The following is a 17,532-nucleotide window of genomic DNA, read 5'->3' on the forward strand; positions in this document are numbered from 1 at the left end:
GCGGAGCGGGTATATCAGGCACAATATCGGCCTTTTTTAGGGCCACCCTGGCCATTCATATAGACACCGAGGGTTCTACTGCATGTCGAAAGAAGACAGCTTCGAAATGGAAGGCACTGTCGTCGACACCCTGCCCAACACCATGTTCCGCGTGGAGTTGGAGAACGGGCACGTCGTTACCGCGCACATCTCCGGCAAGATGCGCAAGAACTACATCCGCATCCTGACCGGCGACAAGGTTCGCGTCGAACTGACTCCCTACGACCTGAGCAAAGGTCGCATCACCTATCGCGCTCGCTGAGCCACAGGTGACGCTGGGCAAAAGCCCAGACAGATAGCAAAACGCCCGGCAATGCCGGGCGTTTGCTTTTCCGAGCCGGCAATTACGCCGGCCTCGGCAGCCACCACTTCGAACTCGAAGAAGAGCTCGTCATCCTTCAGATCGACGTGCGCCACACCGCCACGCTCGGCCAGTTCTCCGAACAGGATCTGCTCGGCCAGCGGCCGCTTGATCTTGTCCTGAATCAGCCGCGCCATTGGACGAGCGCCCATCTGCGGGTCGTAGCCTTTCTCCGCGAGCCAGTTGCGCGCCGTATCGCTGACTTCGAGCTGGACACGTTTGTCTTCCAGCTGCGCCTGCAGCTCGGTGAGGAACTTGTCGACCACACTCTTGATCGTCTCGTGACTGAGTCGACCGAACTGGATGATGGTATCCAGGCGGTTGCGAAACTCCGGCGTGAAGCTCTTCTTGATCACTTCCATGGCATCGCTGGTGTGGTCTTGCTGGCTGAAGCCAATGGAGGCCCGAGCCGCCGTTTCCGCGCCAGCGTTGGTGGTCATGATCACGATGACATTGCGGAAGTCCGCCTTGCGCCCGTTGTTATCGGTCAGGGTGCCGTGATCCATCACCTGCAGTAGCAGGTTGAAGACTTCTGGATGCGCCTTCTCGATTTCGTCGAGCAGCAATACGCAGTGGGGCGTCTTGGTGATGGCTTCAGTGAGCAAGCCACCCTGATCGAAGCCCACGTAACCCGGAGGCGCACCGATCAGCCGCGACACGGTATGCCGCTCCATGTACTCGGACATGTCGAAGCGCACCAGCTCCACGCCCATCGCCTTGGCAAGTTGGCGAGCCACTTCAGTCTTACCCACACCAGTGGGACCCGCGAAAAGGAAGGAACCGACCGGTTTGTCTGGCGACTTCAGACCGGCACGCGACAACTTGATGGCAGTGGAGAGCGACTCGATAGCCGCATCCTGACCGAACACCGTCAGCTTGAGGTCACGTTCGAGATTGCGCAGTAACTCCTTGTCCGATGTCGTGACATGCTTCGGCGGAATGCGCGCGATCTTGGCCACGATATCTTCGACCTGAGCCACCTCGATGCGCTTCACGCGCTTCTCTTCCGGCTGCAGGCGCTGATAGGCGCCTGCCTCGTCAATTACGTCGATGGCCTTGTCCGGCATATGCCGATCATTGATGTAGCGTGCCGCCAACTCGGCTGCAGCGCGCAGGGCCTCGTCGCTGTATTCGATGTGGTGGTGCTGCTCGAAGCGTGGCTTGAGCCCCTTGAGGATGCCAACGGTGTCTTCAACCGAAGGTTCTGTGACATCGACCTTCTGGAAGCGCCGCGCCAGAGCACGATCCTTCTCAAAGATGCCACGGAACTCCTGGAAGGTAGTCGAGCCAATGCAGCGGATCTCCCCGGAGGAGAGCAGCGGCTTAAGCAGGTTCGACGCATCCATCACACCGCCGGACGCCGCTCCGGCACCAATGATGGTGTGAATCTCGTCGATGAACAGCACCGCATGCGGACGCTTGCGCAGTTCGTTGAGCAGGGCTTTGAAGCGCTTCTCGAAATCGCCGCGATACTTTGTGCCGGCGAGCAGCGCGCCAAGATCCAGGGAATAGACGACGCTGTCAGCTAGCAGATCGGGCACCTGGCCGTCGACGATACGCTTGGCCAAACCTTCTGCGATGGCCGTCTTGCCAACACCCGCTTCGCCAACTAGCAGCGGATTGTTCTTGCGGCGACGCGCAAGAATCTGGGCAACACGCTCGACCTCGGACTCACGCCCAACCAGCGGATCGATACGCCCCTGGCGCGCCAGGTCGTTCAGATTGCTGGCATAGGCATCCAGCGGATGGCTGGAGGTGGAGGACTCGCCACCCTCTTCATCCTGCATGTCCTGGTCGTTTTCCTGATGCTCGGCATGGCCAGGCACCTTGGAGATGCCATGGGCGATGTAGTTGACGACATCAATGCGCGCGACGCTCTGCTGCTTAAGCAGGAAGACCGCCTGGCTTTCCTGTTCGCTGAAGATCGCCACCAGCACGTTGGCGCCAGTCACTTCGCGCTTACCGGAACTCTGCACATGGAATACCGCGCGCTGCAGAACGCGCTGGAAGCCCAGCGTCGGCTGGGTTTCTCGATCCTCGTCGTGCTGCGGGATCAACGGCGTAGTGGAGTCGATGAACTCCTGCAGGTCGCGCCGCAACTTGTCCAGGTTTGCCCCACACGCGCGCAAGACCGTGGCCGCAGCCTCGTTATCCAGGAGCGCCAGCAACAGGTGCTCGACGGTCATGAATTCATGCCGTTTTGCCCGCGCCTCCTTGAAGGCGAGATTGAGGGTGACTTCGAGCTCTCGATTCAACATGACTTCACCTCGCTCCCAAACATCCGCATCAGCTTTCTTTCTCTATCTCACACAACAGTGGATGCTGGCTTTCCCTCGCGTACTGATTGACCTGCATGGCCTTGGTTTCGGCGATGTCGCGGGTGAACACGCCGCAAACGGCCTTACCCTGAGTATGCACTGTCAACATGACCCGTGTGGCTTGCTCGCGATTCATGCTGAAGTACGACTCAAGCACCTCTACCACGAAATCCATTGGCGTGTAGTCATCGTTGAACATGATGACCCTGTACATCGGCGGAGCCTTCAGGGCCGGTTTGGATTCCTCAACCGCCAGTCCAGTGCCCTCGTCTTCCAGGGGATCAGGACGGTCATGATTGAATGTTAGTCGAATCTGGCTACTTGCATGCATGCTGAAATAAAAGGCTTCGCCATAGAGAAAGTTGAAGGTCGGCACGTACTTTGACCCACATCGCAGGCGCAGACGAGAGCGCCTTGACTAACCACAAAACGGTGTTACAAACAATGGATACCCACTAGAGGGTATCGGGCGTTCCGAAGCCCAGTCTTTTCTAAGGCTGCAGCGGAATCGTGTAGTGGATGATACTCCAGCGATGGAGTCCTTTGCAGAGGGATATCAGCATGCTCAGCGGTAAGGTCAAGTGGTTCAACAACGCCAAGGGCTATGGATTCATCCTTGCTGACGGCCGAGACGAGGACCTGTTCGCTCATTACTCGGCTATTCAGATGGATGGTTACAAGACGCTCAAGGCCGGCCAGCCGGTCAGCTTCGAGATCCTGCAAGGTCCCAAGGGACTGCATGCGGTCAACATCCAACCGATCAGCGCCAATGCCAGCAACGCCACCACCTCGTCCGCTACCAGCGAGCAGGTGCAGAGCGTAACCGCCGAGGCCTGACCCTCCCCCTGACGCCTTTCGGCGCAGCCAAGAAAAAGGCCGGTCATACCGGCCTTTTTCATGCGTTTGTCCCGCCTTACATCTTGGCGATCATCGCCTCACCGAATTCCGAACACGACACGAGCTTGGCACCGTCCATTAGGCGCTCGAAGTCATAGGTCACGGTCTTCGCCGCAATGGCACCGTTCATGCCTTTGATGATTAGGTCGGCAGCTTCGACCCAACCCATATGGCGCAGCATCATTTCTGCGGAAAGGATCAGCGAACCAGGGTTGACCTTGTCCTGCCCAGCATACTTTGGCGCAGTGCCATGGGTTGCTTCGAACATGGCTACCGAGTCGGACAGGTTGGCCCCAGGCGCGATACCGATACCCCCCACCTCAGCTGCCAATGCATCGGAGAGATAGTCGCCGTTCAGGTTGAGGGTAGCGATCACGTCGTACTCCGCCGGGCGAAGCAGAATCTGCTGCAGCATGGCGTCTGCGATCACATCCTTGACCACGATGCTCTTGCCGGTATTGGGGTTCTTGAACTGCATCCAGGGACCGCCATCGAGCAGTTCGGCACCGAACTCATCGCGGGCGAGCTCGTACCCCCAGTCCTTGAAGGCGCCCTCGGTGAATTTCATGATGTTGCCTTTGTGCACCAGGGTGACCGAGCTGCGGTCATTGTCCACGGCGTACTGCAGCGCCTTGCGCACCAGGCGCTTGGTGCCCTCCTGGGAAACCGGCTTGATGCCGATACCGCAGCCTTCGGTGAAGCGGATCTTCTTGACGCCCATTTCCTCGGTGAGGAACTTGATGACTTTCTCCGCCTCGGGCGAACCGGCCTTCCATTCGACACCGGCGTAGATGTCCTCGGAGTTCTCGCGGAATATCACCATGTCCACGTCGCCAGGCTTCTTAACCGGACTGGGCACGCCTTCGAACCAACGCACCGGGCGCAGGCAGACATAGAGGTCGAGCTGCTGGCGCAGAGCCACGTTGAGGGAGCGGATGCCTCCACCGACCGGAGTGGTCAGCGGGCCCTTGATGGACACTACATAGTCACGCACGGCATCAAGGGTTTCCTGTGGCAGCCAAGTGTCCTGATCGTACACCTGGGTGGCCTTCTCGCCCGCATAGACCTCCATCCAGGCGATCTTGCGCTGACCGTTATAGGCCTTCTCGACGGCAGCATCGACGACTTCGATCATGACCGGACTGATGTCCACGCCAATACCATCGCCCTCGATATAAGGAATGATCGGGTTGTTCGGTACATTCAGGGAATTGTCGGCACTTACGGTGATTCGCTCACCGGCCGGCACCTGGATCTTCTGGTATCCCATGCTGAACTCCGTTTGGTGGTTGAACCCTGTAGCAGCCCCTGAGGGTAGCCCAGTTACATGGGGGCAACCACATCTTATTCCTTAGTCTAAAAGGCTCTGGTGCGTCACCCTGTCGATAGAGTGGTATACTGCGCGCCGTGACTTTCCAGTCATCGAGGTCCGAGTAGTCTGGGACCAGACCCCTCTCCTCGCCGCGACCGCGTCGCCACCCTGACCCGGTCGCACAACGTTTCTACTGGCGCCCCCTATATCCCCGCGGCAACTCTCGAATGTCGACTCTGCGGAGTCGAACTAAAGCGTCCACCAAGGCGTATCGAGATTCTGTGCGCGCCCAGCAAAGAAGAGAGTCTTAGTAGATGTCTAACCGCTCGAAGATCACCTACACCTTCACCGACGAAGCACCCGCCCTCGCCACCTACTCGCTGCTCCCCATCGTCAAGGCCTTCGCTGCCTCTGCCGACATTGACGTCGAAACCCGAGACATCTCTCTTGCAGGACGCATCCTCGCCTCGTTCACCGACAAGCTCGGCGACAAGGCCATCGAGGACGATCTGGCCTACCTGGCCCGCCTGGCCACCGCGCCGGACGCGAACATCATCAAACTCCCGAACATCAGCGCCTCGGTCCCGCAACTGAAAGGCGCCATCGCCGAGCTGCAAGCCCTGGGCTACGCCGTGCCGGACTTCCCGGAAGATCCGCAGACCGATGAAGAGAAAGACACCCGCGCCCGCTACGCCAAAGTCCTGGGCAGCGCCGTGAACCCGGTTCTGCGTGAAGGCAACTCCGACCGCCGTGCACCGGCAGCAGTCAAGGCCTATGCCCGTAAGCACCCGCACAGCATGGGCAAGTGGAGCATGGCTTCCCGCTCGCACGCAGACTACATGCGCGGCGGCGACTTCTTCTCCAGCGAACAGTCGGTCACCATTCCGAAGGCAGGTGAAGTCCGCATCGAGTTCATCGGCAAAGACGGCAAGGTCGAGGTCAAGAAGAAGCTCGCGATGCAGGAAGGCGAAGTCCTCGACAGCATGTTCATGAGCTGCCAGAAACTGCGCGCCTTCTTCGAGAAGACTCTGCAAGACTGCAAAGAAACCGGCGTCATGTGGTCCCTGCACGTCAAGGCGACCATGATGAAGATCTCCCACCCGATCGTCTTCGGCCACGCCGTGACCGTCTACTACAAGGACGTCTTCGAGAAGTACGGCCAGTTGTTCGACGAGTTGGGCGTCAACCCGAACAACGGCATCTCCAGCGTCTACGAGAAGATCAAATCCCTGCCGGCCTCCCAGCAGGAAGAGATCCTCCACGACATCCACGAGGTGTACAGCCACCGCCCTGAAATGGCGATGGTCGACTCGGTCAAGGGCATCACCAACCTGCACATCCCCAGCGACGTGATCGTCGACGCCTCCATGCCGGCCATGATCCGCAACTCCGGCCAGATGTGGGGCAAGGACGGCAAGCAGAAAGACACCAAGGCAGTGATGCCGGAAAGCACCTATGCCCGCATCTACCAGGAGATGATCAACTTCTGCAAGACCAACGGCGCCTTCGACCCGACCACCATGGGCAGCGTACCGAACGTAGGCCTGATGGCGCAGAAGGCCGAGGAATACGGCTCGCACGACAAGACCTTCGAGATGGAAGCCGACGGCACCATGCGCGTGGTCGATGCCGACGGCAAGGTGCTGATGCAGCATGAAGTCGAAGCCGGTGACATCTGGCGCGCCTGCCAGACCAAGGACGCCCCGATCCGTGACTGGGTCAAGCTGGCCGTTACCCGTGCCCGCCAGTCCAACACCCCGGCCATCTTCTGGCTGGACCCGGAGCGCGCCCACGACAACGAACTGCGCAAGAAGGTCGAGCTGTACCTGAAAGACCACGACCTGACTGGCCTGGACATCAGCATCAAAGGCTACAACGAAGCCATCCGCACCAGCATGGAGCGCATGATTCGCGGCCAGGACACCATCTCGGTGACTGGCAACGTGCTGCGCGACTACCTGACCGACCTGTTCCCGATCATGGAACTGGGCACCTCGGCGAAGATGCTGTCCATCGTTCCGCTGATGGCGGGCGGCGGAATGTACGAGACCGGCGCCGGCGGTTCGGCTCCGAAGCACGTACAGCAACTGGTCGAAGAGAACTGCCTGCGCTGGGATTCCCTGGGTGAATTCCTGGCCCTTGCCGTGTCCTTCGAAGAGGAAGGCATCAAGACTGGCAACGCCAAGGCCAAGATCCTGGGCAAGACCCTCGACGAAGCTACCGGCAAGCTGCTGGACAACAACAAGTCCCCGGCGCGCAAGGTCGGCGAAATCGACAACCGCGGCAGCCACTTCTACCTGGCGATGTACTGGGCCCAGGCCCTGGCTGCGCAGAACGAAGATGCCGAACTGAAAGCGCACTTCGCTCCGCTGGCCAAGACCTTGACCGAACAGGAAGCGGCCATCGTCGCTGAACTGAACGGTGCCCAGGGCAAGCCCGTGGACATCGGTGGCTACTACCGCTCCAACCCGGAGAAAACCAGCCAGGTGATGCGTCCGAGCGCCATCTTCAACGCCGCCATCGACAGCCTGAACTGATCCGTCGCACAGCGTGAACTGCGAAAACCCCGGCCCGGTGCCGGGGTTTTCGCATTCTGGGGAACGGCTCCGCCGAAAACTCGCTCCTATTACGATAGGCACCTGGACACCCCCTGTCCGAGGCTATGATGAGCGTTTTTCTCCAGAGGACCATCCATGCGCTGGCAACCCCACATCACAGTTGCAACCATCGTCGAAGACCAGGGACGCTTCCTGCTGGTAGAGGAAGAGTCCGCCGGCAAGGCCGTACTGAACCAACCGGCGGGCCACCTGGAAGCCAACGAAAGCCTGCTCCAGGCCGCCGTGCGCGAAACCCTCGAGGAAACCGGCTGGGAAGTCGAGCTGACCGCCGTCACCGGAATCTACCTCTATACCGCGCCGAGCAATGGAGTCACCTACCAACGCGTTTGCTTCGCCGCCCGCCCGCTTAAACACCGACCGGAGCTGCCGCTCGACGCCGGCATCATTGGCCCGCGCTGGCTGACCCGCGACGAGCTGGAAGCCCGCAAGGGAAGCTGGCGCAGCCACCTGGTAGCGCGCTGCATCGACGACTACCTGAGCGGCGAGCGCTTCCCCCTGGCACTGATCCGCGACAGCGAACTGCCCGCGCCGAGCCCGGCCTGATAGAATCCCGCTTTTGCACCGACTTCCGCGATCGCCTGCCATGTCTGAATCCAGCCTCACCAGCACCCCTGCCCCGTCCTCCAAGGGCCGCGTCATCGTCGGCATGTCCGGCGGCGTGGACTCCTCGGTTTCCGCCCTCCTGCTCAAGGAGCAGGGGTACGAGGTGGAAGGCTTGTTCATGAAGAACTGGGAAGAAGACGACGGCACCGAATACTGCACCGCAATGACCGACCTGGCTGACGCCCAGGCCGTCTGCGACCGAATCGGCATCAAGCTGCACACCGCCAACTTCGCCGCGGAGTACTGGGACAACGTTTTCGAGTACTTCCTCGCCGAGTACAAGGCCGGGCGCACGCCGAACCCGGACATCCTGTGCAACCGCGAGATCAAGTTCAAAGCCTTCCTCGACTACGCACTGGCCCTGGGCGCCGACCTGATTGCCACTGGCCACTACGTGCGCCGCCGCGACATCGACGGCCGCACCGAACTGCTCAAGGGCCTGGATCCGAACAAGGACCAGAGCTACTTCCTGCACGCCGTCGGCGGTGAACAGATCGCCAAGACCCTGTTCCCGGTAGGCGAACTGGAGAAGCCGGAGGTCCGTGCCATCGCCGAGAAATACGGCCTGGCCACCGCGAAGAAGAAGGACTCCACTGGCATCTGCTTCATCGGCGAACGTCGCTTCAGCGATTTCCTCAAGCAGTACCTGCCGGCGCAGCCGGGCGACATCGAGACCACCGAAGGCAAGGTCATCGGCCGTCATGCCGGGTTGATGTACCACACCATCGGCCAACGCCAAGGCCTGGGCATCGGCGGCATGAAGAATGCCGACGACAGCCCCTGGTACGTGCTCGAGAAGGACCTGGCGCGCAACGTGCTCGTCGTCGGCCAGGGCAACGACCATCCGTGGCTGTTCTCCCGGGCCCTGCACGCCTCGAGCATTTTCTGGGTCAACCCGATCGATCTCGCCCAACCGCGCGTCCTGCGCGCCAAAGTGCGCTATCGCCAGGCCGACCAGAATTGCGTGCTCGAGCGCACGACCAACGGTTATCGCGCCTTATTCGACGAACCGCAGCGCGCCGTCACTCCCGGGCAGTCGGTGGTGTTCTACGACGGTGAAGTCTGCCTCGGCGGCGGCGTCATCGAATCGGCCGAACCGGCCTTCGCGAAGGAGCGCGCATGAGCGACCGCCGCGATCAACTGATTGCCCTGGCCGGGGTTTTCGAAGCGGCCGCCCTGGTGGACCGCCTCGCCCGCACCGGCCAGATCCCGGAAGCGCCGCTGGCCTGCATGCTCGGCAGCCTGCTGGTGCGCGATCCGCAGACCACCCTGGACGTCTACGGTGGCGACAACCAGAACCTGCGCGAGGGCTTCCGCGCCCTTGCCAGCGCCCTGGAACGCGACCCCAACAGCCTGCAGCGCGAACCGCTGCGCTACGCCCTCGCGCTGATCGGCCTGGAGCGCCAACTGGCCAAGCGCGACGACATGCTCGACCTGATCGGCTCGCGCCTGGATCAAATCCAGCAGCAGGTGCAGCATTTCGGCCTGGTCCACGAGAACGTCATCGCCTCCTGCGCCGGCCTCTACCAGGACACCCTCAGCACCTTCCGCCAACGCATCCAGGTGCACGGCGACATGCGCCACCTGCAGATCAACGCCAACGCCGCGCGCATCCGCGCCCTGCTGCTGGCCGGCATCCGCTCCGCGCGCCTGTGGCGACAGCTGGGCGGCAACCGCTGGCAGATGGTGTTCGGCCGGCGCAAGCTGCTGAGCGAATTGCGCCCGATCCTCCGCGGCCAGGACTGAGCCGCACGACAGGCGCCCACGAGGACGCCTTCCGTACAGCAGCAAGTACGGGCGTAGGCGCCGCCGTTCGTGTATGATGTGCGCCCTTTTCGTTGACCGACAGCTACGAGAACGCCCCATGCAGCTTTCCTCCCTTACCGCGGTTTCCCCCGTCGACGGCCGTTACGGCAGCAAGACCAGCGCCCTGCGTCCGATCTTCAGCGAATATGGCCTGATCCGTTTCCGCGTCCTGGTAGAGGTCCGCTGGCTGCAGCGCCTCGCATCGCACGCCGGCATCCCTGAAGTCGCCCCCTTCTCCGCCGAAGCCAACGCCCTGCTGAACAAGCTGGCCGAGGACTTCCAGCTGGAGCACGCCGAGCGCATCAAGGAAATCGAGCGCACCACCAACCACGACGTGAAAGCCGTGGAGTACCTGCTCAAGGAGCAGGCGGCCAAGCTGCCGGAACTGGCCAAGGTCAGCGAGTTCATCCACTTCGCCTGCACCAGCGAGGACATCAACAACCTGTCCCACGCCCTGATGCTGCGCGAAGGTCGCGACCAAGTGCTGCTGCCGCTGATGCGCCAGATCGCCGAGTCGATCCGCGCCCTGGCCGTCCAGTTCGCCGACGTCCCCATGCTCTCCCGCACCCACGGCCAGCCGGCTTCGCCGACCACCCTGGGCAAGGAACTGGCCAACGTCGTCTACCGCCTGGAGCGCCAGATCAAGCAAGTCGCCGGCATCGAGCTGCTGGGCAAGATCAACGGCGCCGTGGGCAACTACAACGCCCACCTGTCCGCCTACCCGCAGGTCGACTGGGAAGCCAACGCCCGCGAATTCATCGAAGGCGACCTGGGCCTGAACTGGAACCCCTACACCACCCAGATCGAGCCGCACGACTACATCGCCGAGCTGTTCGACGCGATCGCGCGCTTCAACACCATCCTCATCGACTTCGACCGCGACGTCTGGGGCTACATCTCCCTCGGCTACTTCAAGCAGAAGACCGTCGCCGGCGAGATCGGCTCCTCGACCATGCCGCACAAGGTCAACCCGATCGACTTCGAGAACTCCGAAGGTAACCTGGGCATCGCCAACGCGATCTTCCAGCACCTGGCCAGCAAGCTACCGATCTCCCGCTGGCAGCGCGACCTGACCGACTCCACCGTGCTGCGCAACCTCGGCGTCGGCTTCGCCCATAGCGTCATCGCCTACGAAGCCAGCCTCAAGGGCATCGGCAAGCTCGAACTGAACGCCGCACGCCTGGCCGAAGACCTGGACGCCTGCTGGGAAGTCCTGGCCGAGCCGGTACAGACAGTAATGCGCCGCTACGGCATCGAGAACCCCTACGAGAAGCTCAAGGAACTGACTCGCGGCAAGGGCATCAGCCCGGAAGCCCTGCAGGTGTTCATCGACGGTCTGGACATGCCCGCCGAAGCCAAGGCCGAGCTGAAGAAGCTGACCCCGGCGAACTACATCGGTAACGCTGCCGCCCAGGCCAAGCGCATCTGACATGCGCTGAACTTTTGCACGCCCGGCTGTGCGGGGCGTTTTTGTTTCAAGGACTTACATATGAATTCTGCTATTCCTCTTGAGCTCCTGGGCGGCATCAGCGCCGACGAATTCCTTCGCGACTACTGGCAGAAAAAGCCCCTGCTGGTCCGCCAAGCCCTGCCCGGCTTCGAGAGCCCGCTGGAGCCGGACGAACTGGCCGGCCTGTCGCTCGAAGAGAGCGTCGAGTCGCGCATCGTCCTCGAACATGGCAAGACCCCGTGGGAAATGCGTCGCGGCCCCTTCACCGAAGAAACCTATAAAGAGCTGCCCGAAAACGACTGGACCCTGCTGGTGCAAGCGGTCGACCAGTTCGTACCGGAAGTTGCCGAACTGCTGGAACACTTCAAGTTCCTGCCCAGCTGGCGCATCGACGACGTCATGATCAGCTACGCCGCTCCCGGCGGCGGCGTCGGTCCGCACTTCGACAACTACGACGTCTTCCTGCTCCAGGGCCATGGCCGCCGCCGCTGGAAGATCGGCCAGATGTGCGACGCCGACAGCCCGATGCTGCCGCACGCCGATCTGCGCATCCTCGCCAACTTCGAACAGAGCGAAGAGTGGGTGCTTGAGCCGGGCGACATGCTCTACCTGCCGCCGCGCGTCGCCCACTACGGCATTGCCGAAGACGACTGCATGACCTACTCGGTCGGCTTCCGCGCACCCAGCGCCGCCGAAGTGCTGACCCACTTCACCGACTTCCTCGCCCAGTTCCTCTCCGATGAGGAGCGTTACAGCGACGCCGGAATGGCCGCAGTGAAGAGCGGCGAAGACCAGCACAAGATCCAGCGCGACGCCCTCGATCGCCTGAAGAACCTGTTGCAAGAACACATGAGCGACGAGCGCCTGCTGCTCACCTGGTTCGGCCAATTCATGACCGAGCCGCGCTATCCCGAACTGGTTACCGGCGAGGAAATCGACGACGGCGAACTGCAACAGGCTTTGCGCGAAGGCGCAGTACTGGTGCGCAACCCAAGCGCTCGCCTGGCCTGGAGTGAAGTGGATGTCGGCCTGCTGCTGTTCTCCAGCGGCCAGAGCGTCGTCCTGCCCAAGCACATGGAGCCGCTGCTCAAGCTGGTCTGCTCGGCCGACGCCCTTCACAGCGAGAACCTAGGCCAATGGCTGGCCGATGAGGATGGGCGTAAGCTATTGGCCGAATTGGTCAAACAGGGCAGTTTGGAGTTCGCCGATGAGTAACAAGATCAGGGTTCGCCTGGCTGACTGGCAAAAGGACAATGCCGACTTGCGGCGCATTCGCGAAGCCGTGTTCATCGCCGAGCAGGCTGTCCCTCCGGAGCTCGAATGGGACGCCGAAGACGCAGAGGCGGTGCACTTCCTGGCCTTCGAAGGCGACTACGCGATTGGCACCGCGCGCCTGCTGACTGACGGCCACATCGGCCGCGTTTCGGTCCTCAAGGACTGGCGAGGCCTGAAGGTTGGCGACCTGCTGATGCGCGCCGCCATCGAAGAAGCCGAGCGCCGCGAGCTCAAGCGTCAACTGCTGACCGCCCAGGTCTACGCCATTCCGTTCTACGAGCGACTAGGCTTCAAGGTGGCCAGCGGCGAATTCCTCGAAGCCGGCCTACCCCACGTGGACATGGTCCGCGAAAGCGCCTGAGGAATCGCCATGAACGACGCCCCGGAACACGACGGAACCCCGGACAACCTGCCGGACATCGAATTCCAGTCGCCGGGGCGCTTCAGCGTGCACAACCCTGACAGCGAGCTGCCTGCCCCACCCACCTGGGAGCCGGCACCTTTCCAGCTCGGCGCCCACAGCCAACTGGAGCGCTTCAGCGATCCGGAAACCGCCCGCGCTCATGCCCTGGCCCTGATGCAGCAAGCCGCCCGCAGCCTGAGCCTGTACAGCCCCGACCTGGAACCCTGGCTATACAACTACGCCAGCATCCAGGACGCCTGCACTCGACTGCTTCTGCGTCACCCGCAGAACCGTCTGCGCATCCTCGTCCGCGACAGCAGTCGGGCCATCAAGGAAGGTCATCGCCTGCTCAACCTCAGCCGGCGCCTGTCGAGCAACTGCCACATCCGCCTGCTCAACCCGGACTACCCCAACCCGGAGCAAGCGTTCCTGCTCGCAGACCAGAGCGGCCTGCTACTGCGCACCGAACCTGCGATTCCCGCAGGTCACACCCACTACAACGATCCCGGACGGGTTCGCCAACTGCAGGCGCAGTTCGACCAGGCCTGGGACACCAGCCTATCCGACCCGGACCTGCGGAGTTTCCTGCTGTGAGTCATCGCCGAATCGCCCTGCTGCTCGCCTGCGCCATCAGTTTCGCCGCCCAGGCCGAGCCGCGCACCGAAATCCTCCAGCTGAGCTATCGCACTGCCGACGAGGTATTGCCGGTCGTCCAGCAGATACTCGGCAACGAGGGTCGCGTCACCGCTTACGGCAGCCAACTGATCGTCAATGCAGAGCAATCGAAGATTCGCGAGCTGCAGCAGGTGCTGGAGCAGATCGACACCCGCCCCCACCGCCTGCTGATCACCGTCGACACCAGCGACTCCAGCCAGCGCGACAGCAGCGGCTACGCGGTGAATGGCAGCGTCAGCGCCGGCAACGTGGAAATCCAGAGCGGGCGCAGCCAGGTCAACGGCAGCAACCAGGTCCGCATCATCAACAACTCCACCGCCAGCCGCGGCGGCGGCATGCAGCAAGTTCAGACCACCGAAGGCTCTCCGGCGATGATCCAGGTCGGTCAGAGCCAGCCCGTCTACAACGTCGGTGTCGGCCCGTACGGACAGGTCTACAGCCAGACCGAGTATCGCGACGCCAACCGCGGCATGTATGTAACCGCGACCCTGAGCGGCAACATCGTCCACCTCGACCTCAGCACGCGAAACGATCGCTTCAACAGCAGCTACCCCGGCGCCATGGACACCGCGAGCACCGACACACGCCTGACCGGCCGGGTCGGCGAGTGGATCGAAGTCGGCGGCGTCAGCCAGAGCAGCCAGAACAACCAGGGCGGCCTGACCCGCAACTACAGCACCCAAGGGCACAGCGACAGCAGCCTGCGCGTCAAGGTCGACGTACTCGACTGAACCTCCCCGAACCGACCAGACAGTCTCCGTTAGACCTTCGTGTAGTAGTCCAAAAAAAACACTACAAAACGTTTGACGAACATTTGTTTGAAAGGCATGATGGCCTCGCTCCCGCTAACCAGGGGCCCTGAATAGGGCCTCCGGATCGAGCTCCGGCCCACTCGCCGAACTGATCCGTGTTGTTACAGCCCACAAGGCGAAATGACGAGGTTGCGACTGGCAAGAAGTTGTCCTGAGGGACGGGGAAGCAACCACGTATCAGCAAGATGGTCGAATGCAGCCATTCGCCCTCGCCCAACGGCAGCCACGAGCCGGCAAGCGATCTCGAATGCCACCGCTGCGGTCATCTACCTGTTCGCCCGCTCCACCCCTCCTCTCAGCGTCAATCCTTCCTTCCGGTCGTCATTTCGCCATCTGCGGCGAGCATCCCGCTTCAATACCGTGAATTCACAGGTCTTGCGTGGGAAGTCGGTGCTCAACCAACACATTTTTTGAAGGATTGTTGACCATGTCCGCATATCAGAACGACATCAAGGCCGTTGCCGCCCTGAAAGAGAAGTTCGGCAGCAGCTGGAGCGCTATCAACCCCGAGTCCGTCGCCCGTATGCGCGCCCAGAACCGCTTCAAGACTGGCCTGGACATCGCCAAGTACACCGCGGCCATCATGCGCAAGGACATGGCCGAGTACGACGCCGACTCCTCCGTCTACACCCAATCGCTGGGTTGCTGGCACGGCTTCATCGGTCAGCAGAAGCTGATCTCGATCAAGAAGCACCTGAAGACCACCAACAAGCGCTACCTCTACCTGTCCGGCTGGATGGTTGCCGCGCTGCGTTCCGACTTCGGCCCGCTGCCCGACCAGTCCATGCACGAGAAGACCGCCGTTTCCGGCCTGATCGAAGAGCTGTACACCTTCCTGCGCCAGGCTGACGCCCGCGAACTGGACCTGCTGTTCACCGCCCTGGACGCCGCCCGCGCTGCTGGCGACAAGGCCAAGCAGGACGAAATCCAGGCTCAGATCGACAACTACGAAACTCACGTAGTACCGATCATCGCCGACATCGACGCCGGTTTCGGCAACGCCGAAGCGACCTACCTGCTGGCCAAGAAAATGATCGAAGCCGGTGCCTGCTGCATCCAGATCGAGAACCAGGTTTCGGACGAGAAGCAGTGCGGCCACCAGGACGGTAAAGTGACCGTTCCGCACGAAGACTTCCTCGCCAAGATCAACGCTGTTCGCTACGCCTTCCTCGAGCTGGGCGTTGACGATGGCGTGATCGTTGCCCGTACCGACTCCCTGGGCGCCGGCCTGACCAAGCAGATCGCCGTTACCCGCCAGCCGGGCGACCTGGGCGACCTGTACAACTCCTTCCTGGACTGCGACGAAATCAGCGCGGCCGAACTGCAGAACGGCGACGTGGTGATCAACCGCGGCGGCAAGCTGCTGCGTCCGAAGCGCCTGGCTTCCAACCTGTTCCAGTTCCGCAAGGGCACCGGCGAAGACCGTTGCGTCCTGGACTGCATCACCTCGCTGCAGAACGGCGCCGACCTGCTGTGGATCGAAACCGAGAAGCCGCACGTTGGCCAGATCAAGGGCATGGTTGACCGCATCCGCGAAGTCATCCCGAACGCCAAGCTGGTGTACAACAACAGCCCGTCGTTCAACTGGACCCTGAACTTCCGTCAGCAAGTGTTCGATGCATTCGTTGCCGAAGGCAAAGACGTCTCCGCCTACGACCGCGCCAAGCTGATGAGCGTCGAGTACGACGAGACCGAACTGGCCCAGATCGCCGACGAGAAGATCCGCACCTTCCAGCGCGACGGTTCGGCTCACGCAGGCATCTTCCACCACCTGATCACCCTGCCGACCTACCACACCGCCGCTCTGTCGACCGACAACCTGGCCAAAGGCTACTTCGCCGACCAGGGCATGCTGGCCTACGTGAAAGGCGTTCAGCGTCAGGAACTGCGTCAGGGCATCGCCTGCGTCAAGCACCAGAACATGGCTGGCTCGGACATCGGCGACAACCACAAAGAGTACTTCGCTGGCGAAGCCGCTCTGAAAGCCTCGGGTAAAGACAACACCATGAACCAGTTCCACTAAGGAACAGGTTCGACCGGCCCCTCGGGGCCGGGAGGCACCTCGCAGAACCCCGGCTTATGCCGGGGTTCTGCTTTTTGTGCAGCTATAAGAAGAGCTTGGCCGCCGCGCCAGACGCACCACCCTCCTCCGCCAAGGGCAACGCCAGCCATGCGTGCGAGCTTGATGCTCCCCACACGCGTAGAGGACGAACCATGCCCAAGCGCAATCGCCTGGCCCTTGCCGCCAGCCTCATCCAACGCCTACCCCACCCCATGCACGAACCGCTACTCAGCCGCCTGTTCGGATCCCAGGTGCATTTCGCCGGCACCGCTCAGGTGCGCATTCAGCGCATGTCCCAGCATGAAGTCCGAATGAGCCTGACCAATCGCCGACGCGTACAAAACCACATCAAGGGCATCCACGCCGCCGCCATGGCATTGCTGGCCGAGTCGGCGAGCGGCTGCGTGGTTGGCATGAATCTTCCGGACGACAAACTACCCCTGATTCGAACGCTCAAGGTCGACTATCTCAAGCGAGCCCAGGGCAACCTGCATGCCACGGCCACGTTGAGCGATGCACAACGTCAGGCGATGCAGGAGCAGGACAGGGGCCAAGTCGTCGTCGAGGTGACCATCCTGGACGAAAGCCACGAGCAGCCGATCCGCTGCGAAATGCACTGGGCCTGGATCAAGCGCTGACTCCCCCCGAGCAGAGGGGTGGCCGCCAGGGTATTTCCCGCGAGAATAGCGCCCCCAGGAATCCGGCAACTAAAAGTGCCGGCGCATATATGTAGTAAAGTTACGGATAAACGACACTGCAATTGATAATTATTATCATTAATAGCACTGCAAAAAGACTTTCTTCGTAATCACAACAATGCCATTCGACCAAAGCCTGAGCCGCGCCAACCCAGGCGCGGAGCGGCCTGCAGCCGGGCTTGGAACAAAATGGCAAAAGCCTT

At 61.7% G+C, this 17,532-nt stretch carries 15 protein-coding genes and 1 pseudogene; 13 read left to right on the forward strand and 3 right to left on the reverse strand.

All coding sequences use genetic code 11. From position 1 onward, the window contains the following. The first annotated feature begins 82 nt into the window (after positions 1-82). On the forward strand, positions 83-301 hold the full coding sequence (gene infA, locus PKB_RS16635) for a translation initiation factor IF-1 (protein WP_002553999.1): 219 nt from the start codon (positions 83-85) through the stop codon (positions 299-301). A gap of 92 nt (positions 302-393) precedes the next feature. On the opposite strand, the pseudogene clpA reads toward infA, so the two are convergent. Both clpA and clpS read right to left on the reverse strand, forming a co-directional pair. After that, positions 394-2,658: pseudogene (gene clpA / locus PKB_RS16640) on the reverse strand (ATP-dependent Clp protease ATP-binding subunit ClpA); the annotation flags it as partial. A gap of 28 nt (positions 2,659-2,686) precedes the next feature. Continuing rightward, positions 2,687-3,049, reverse strand: coding sequence for an ATP-dependent Clp protease adapter ClpS (gene clpS, locus PKB_RS16645; RefSeq protein ID WP_043257449.1), 363 nt, complete (start codon positions 3,047-3,049; stop codon positions 2,687-2,689). Between the two features lie 230 nt (positions 3,050-3,279). On the opposite strand from clpS, the gene cspD reads away from it, so the two are divergent. Continuing rightward, entirely contained in the window at positions 3,280-3,555 is a 276-nt protein-coding gene (gene cspD, locus PKB_RS16650) for a cold shock domain-containing protein CspD (RefSeq protein WP_043253229.1), read from the forward strand. Between the two features lie 76 nt (positions 3,556-3,631). Here the strand turns inward: cspD and icd are convergent, their stop codons facing one another. Beyond that, entirely contained in the window at positions 3,632-4,885 is a 1,254-nt protein-coding gene (gene icd / locus PKB_RS16655; protein ID WP_043253230.1) for an NADP-dependent isocitrate dehydrogenase, read from the reverse strand. 356 nt (positions 4,886-5,241) lie between these two features. Between icd and PKB_RS16660 the strand changes: the two genes are divergently transcribed. The 11 genes from PKB_RS16660 (at position 5,242) to PKB_RS16710 (ending at position 17,269) form a co-directional block, all read left to right on the forward strand. Further along, positions 5,242-7,464 carry an NADP-dependent isocitrate dehydrogenase gene (locus PKB_RS16660; protein WP_043253231.1) on the forward strand — a complete coding sequence of 741 codons (2,223 nt, stop codon included), beginning with the start codon at positions 5,242-5,244 and terminating at the stop codon, positions 7,462-7,464. A gap of 156 nt (positions 7,465-7,620) precedes the next feature. Further along, complete coding sequence (locus PKB_RS16665; RefSeq protein WP_043253232.1) at positions 7,621-8,088, forward strand: NUDIX hydrolase; 468 nt, start codon at positions 7,621-7,623, stop codon at positions 8,086-8,088. A 40-nt stretch (positions 8,089-8,128) separates the two neighbouring features. Continuing rightward, positions 8,129-9,271, forward strand: coding sequence for a tRNA 2-thiouridine(34) synthase MnmA (gene mnmA / locus PKB_RS16670; RefSeq protein WP_043253233.1), 1,143 nt, complete (start codon positions 8,129-8,131; stop codon positions 9,269-9,271). Then, positions 9,268-9,894 (forward strand): high frequency lysogenization protein HflD, encoded by a 627-nt coding sequence (gene hflD, locus PKB_RS16675; protein WP_043253234.1) that lies wholly within the window; start codon positions 9,268-9,270, stop codon positions 9,892-9,894. The genes mnmA and hflD overlap by 4 nt, the downstream gene beginning before the upstream one ends. A gap of 118 nt (positions 9,895-10,012) precedes the next feature. Then, on the forward strand, positions 10,013-11,383 hold the full coding sequence (gene purB, locus PKB_RS16680; protein WP_043253235.1) for an adenylosuccinate lyase: 1,371 nt from the start codon (positions 10,013-10,015) through the stop codon (positions 11,381-11,383). A 60-nt stretch (positions 11,384-11,443) separates the two neighbouring features. After that, positions 11,444-12,619 carry a ribosomal protein uL16 3-hydroxylase gene (locus tag PKB_RS16685; RefSeq protein WP_043253236.1) on the forward strand — a complete coding sequence of 392 codons (1,176 nt, stop codon included), beginning with the start codon at positions 11,444-11,446 and terminating at the stop codon, positions 12,617-12,619. Beyond that, positions 12,612-13,040, forward strand: a complete 429-nt coding sequence (locus PKB_RS16690) for a GNAT family N-acetyltransferase (RefSeq protein WP_043253237.1) — start codon at positions 12,612-12,614, stop codon at positions 13,038-13,040. Before PKB_RS16685 ends, PKB_RS16690 begins: the two co-directional genes overlap by 8 nt. Positions 13,041-13,049: 9 nt before the next feature. Continuing rightward, positions 13,050-13,676 (forward strand): DUF7931 domain-containing protein, encoded by a 627-nt coding sequence (locus PKB_RS16695; protein ID WP_043253238.1) that lies wholly within the window; start codon positions 13,050-13,052, stop codon positions 13,674-13,676. Then, positions 13,673-14,488: a secretin N-terminal domain-containing protein gene (locus PKB_RS16700; RefSeq protein ID WP_052355310.1), complete on the forward strand. Its 816-nt coding sequence runs from the start codon at positions 13,673-13,675 to the stop codon at positions 14,486-14,488. Before PKB_RS16695 ends, PKB_RS16700 begins: the two co-directional genes overlap by 4 nt. 508 nt (positions 14,489-14,996) lie before the next feature. Next, positions 14,997-16,592, forward strand: coding sequence for an isocitrate lyase (locus PKB_RS16705; RefSeq protein WP_043253239.1), 1,596 nt, complete (start codon positions 14,997-14,999; stop codon positions 16,590-16,592). A 191-nt stretch (positions 16,593-16,783) separates the two neighbouring features. Continuing rightward, positions 16,784-17,269: a DUF4442 domain-containing protein gene (locus PKB_RS16710; RefSeq protein WP_043253240.1), complete on the forward strand. Its 486-nt coding sequence runs from the start codon at positions 16,784-16,786 to the stop codon at positions 17,267-17,269. Positions 17,270-17,532 lie beyond the last annotated feature (263 nt).

It is taken from the genome of Pseudomonas knackmussii B13 (genome assembly GCF_000689415.1).
Classification (GTDB): domain Bacteria; phylum Pseudomonadota; class Gammaproteobacteria; order Pseudomonadales; family Pseudomonadaceae; genus Pseudomonas; species Pseudomonas knackmussii.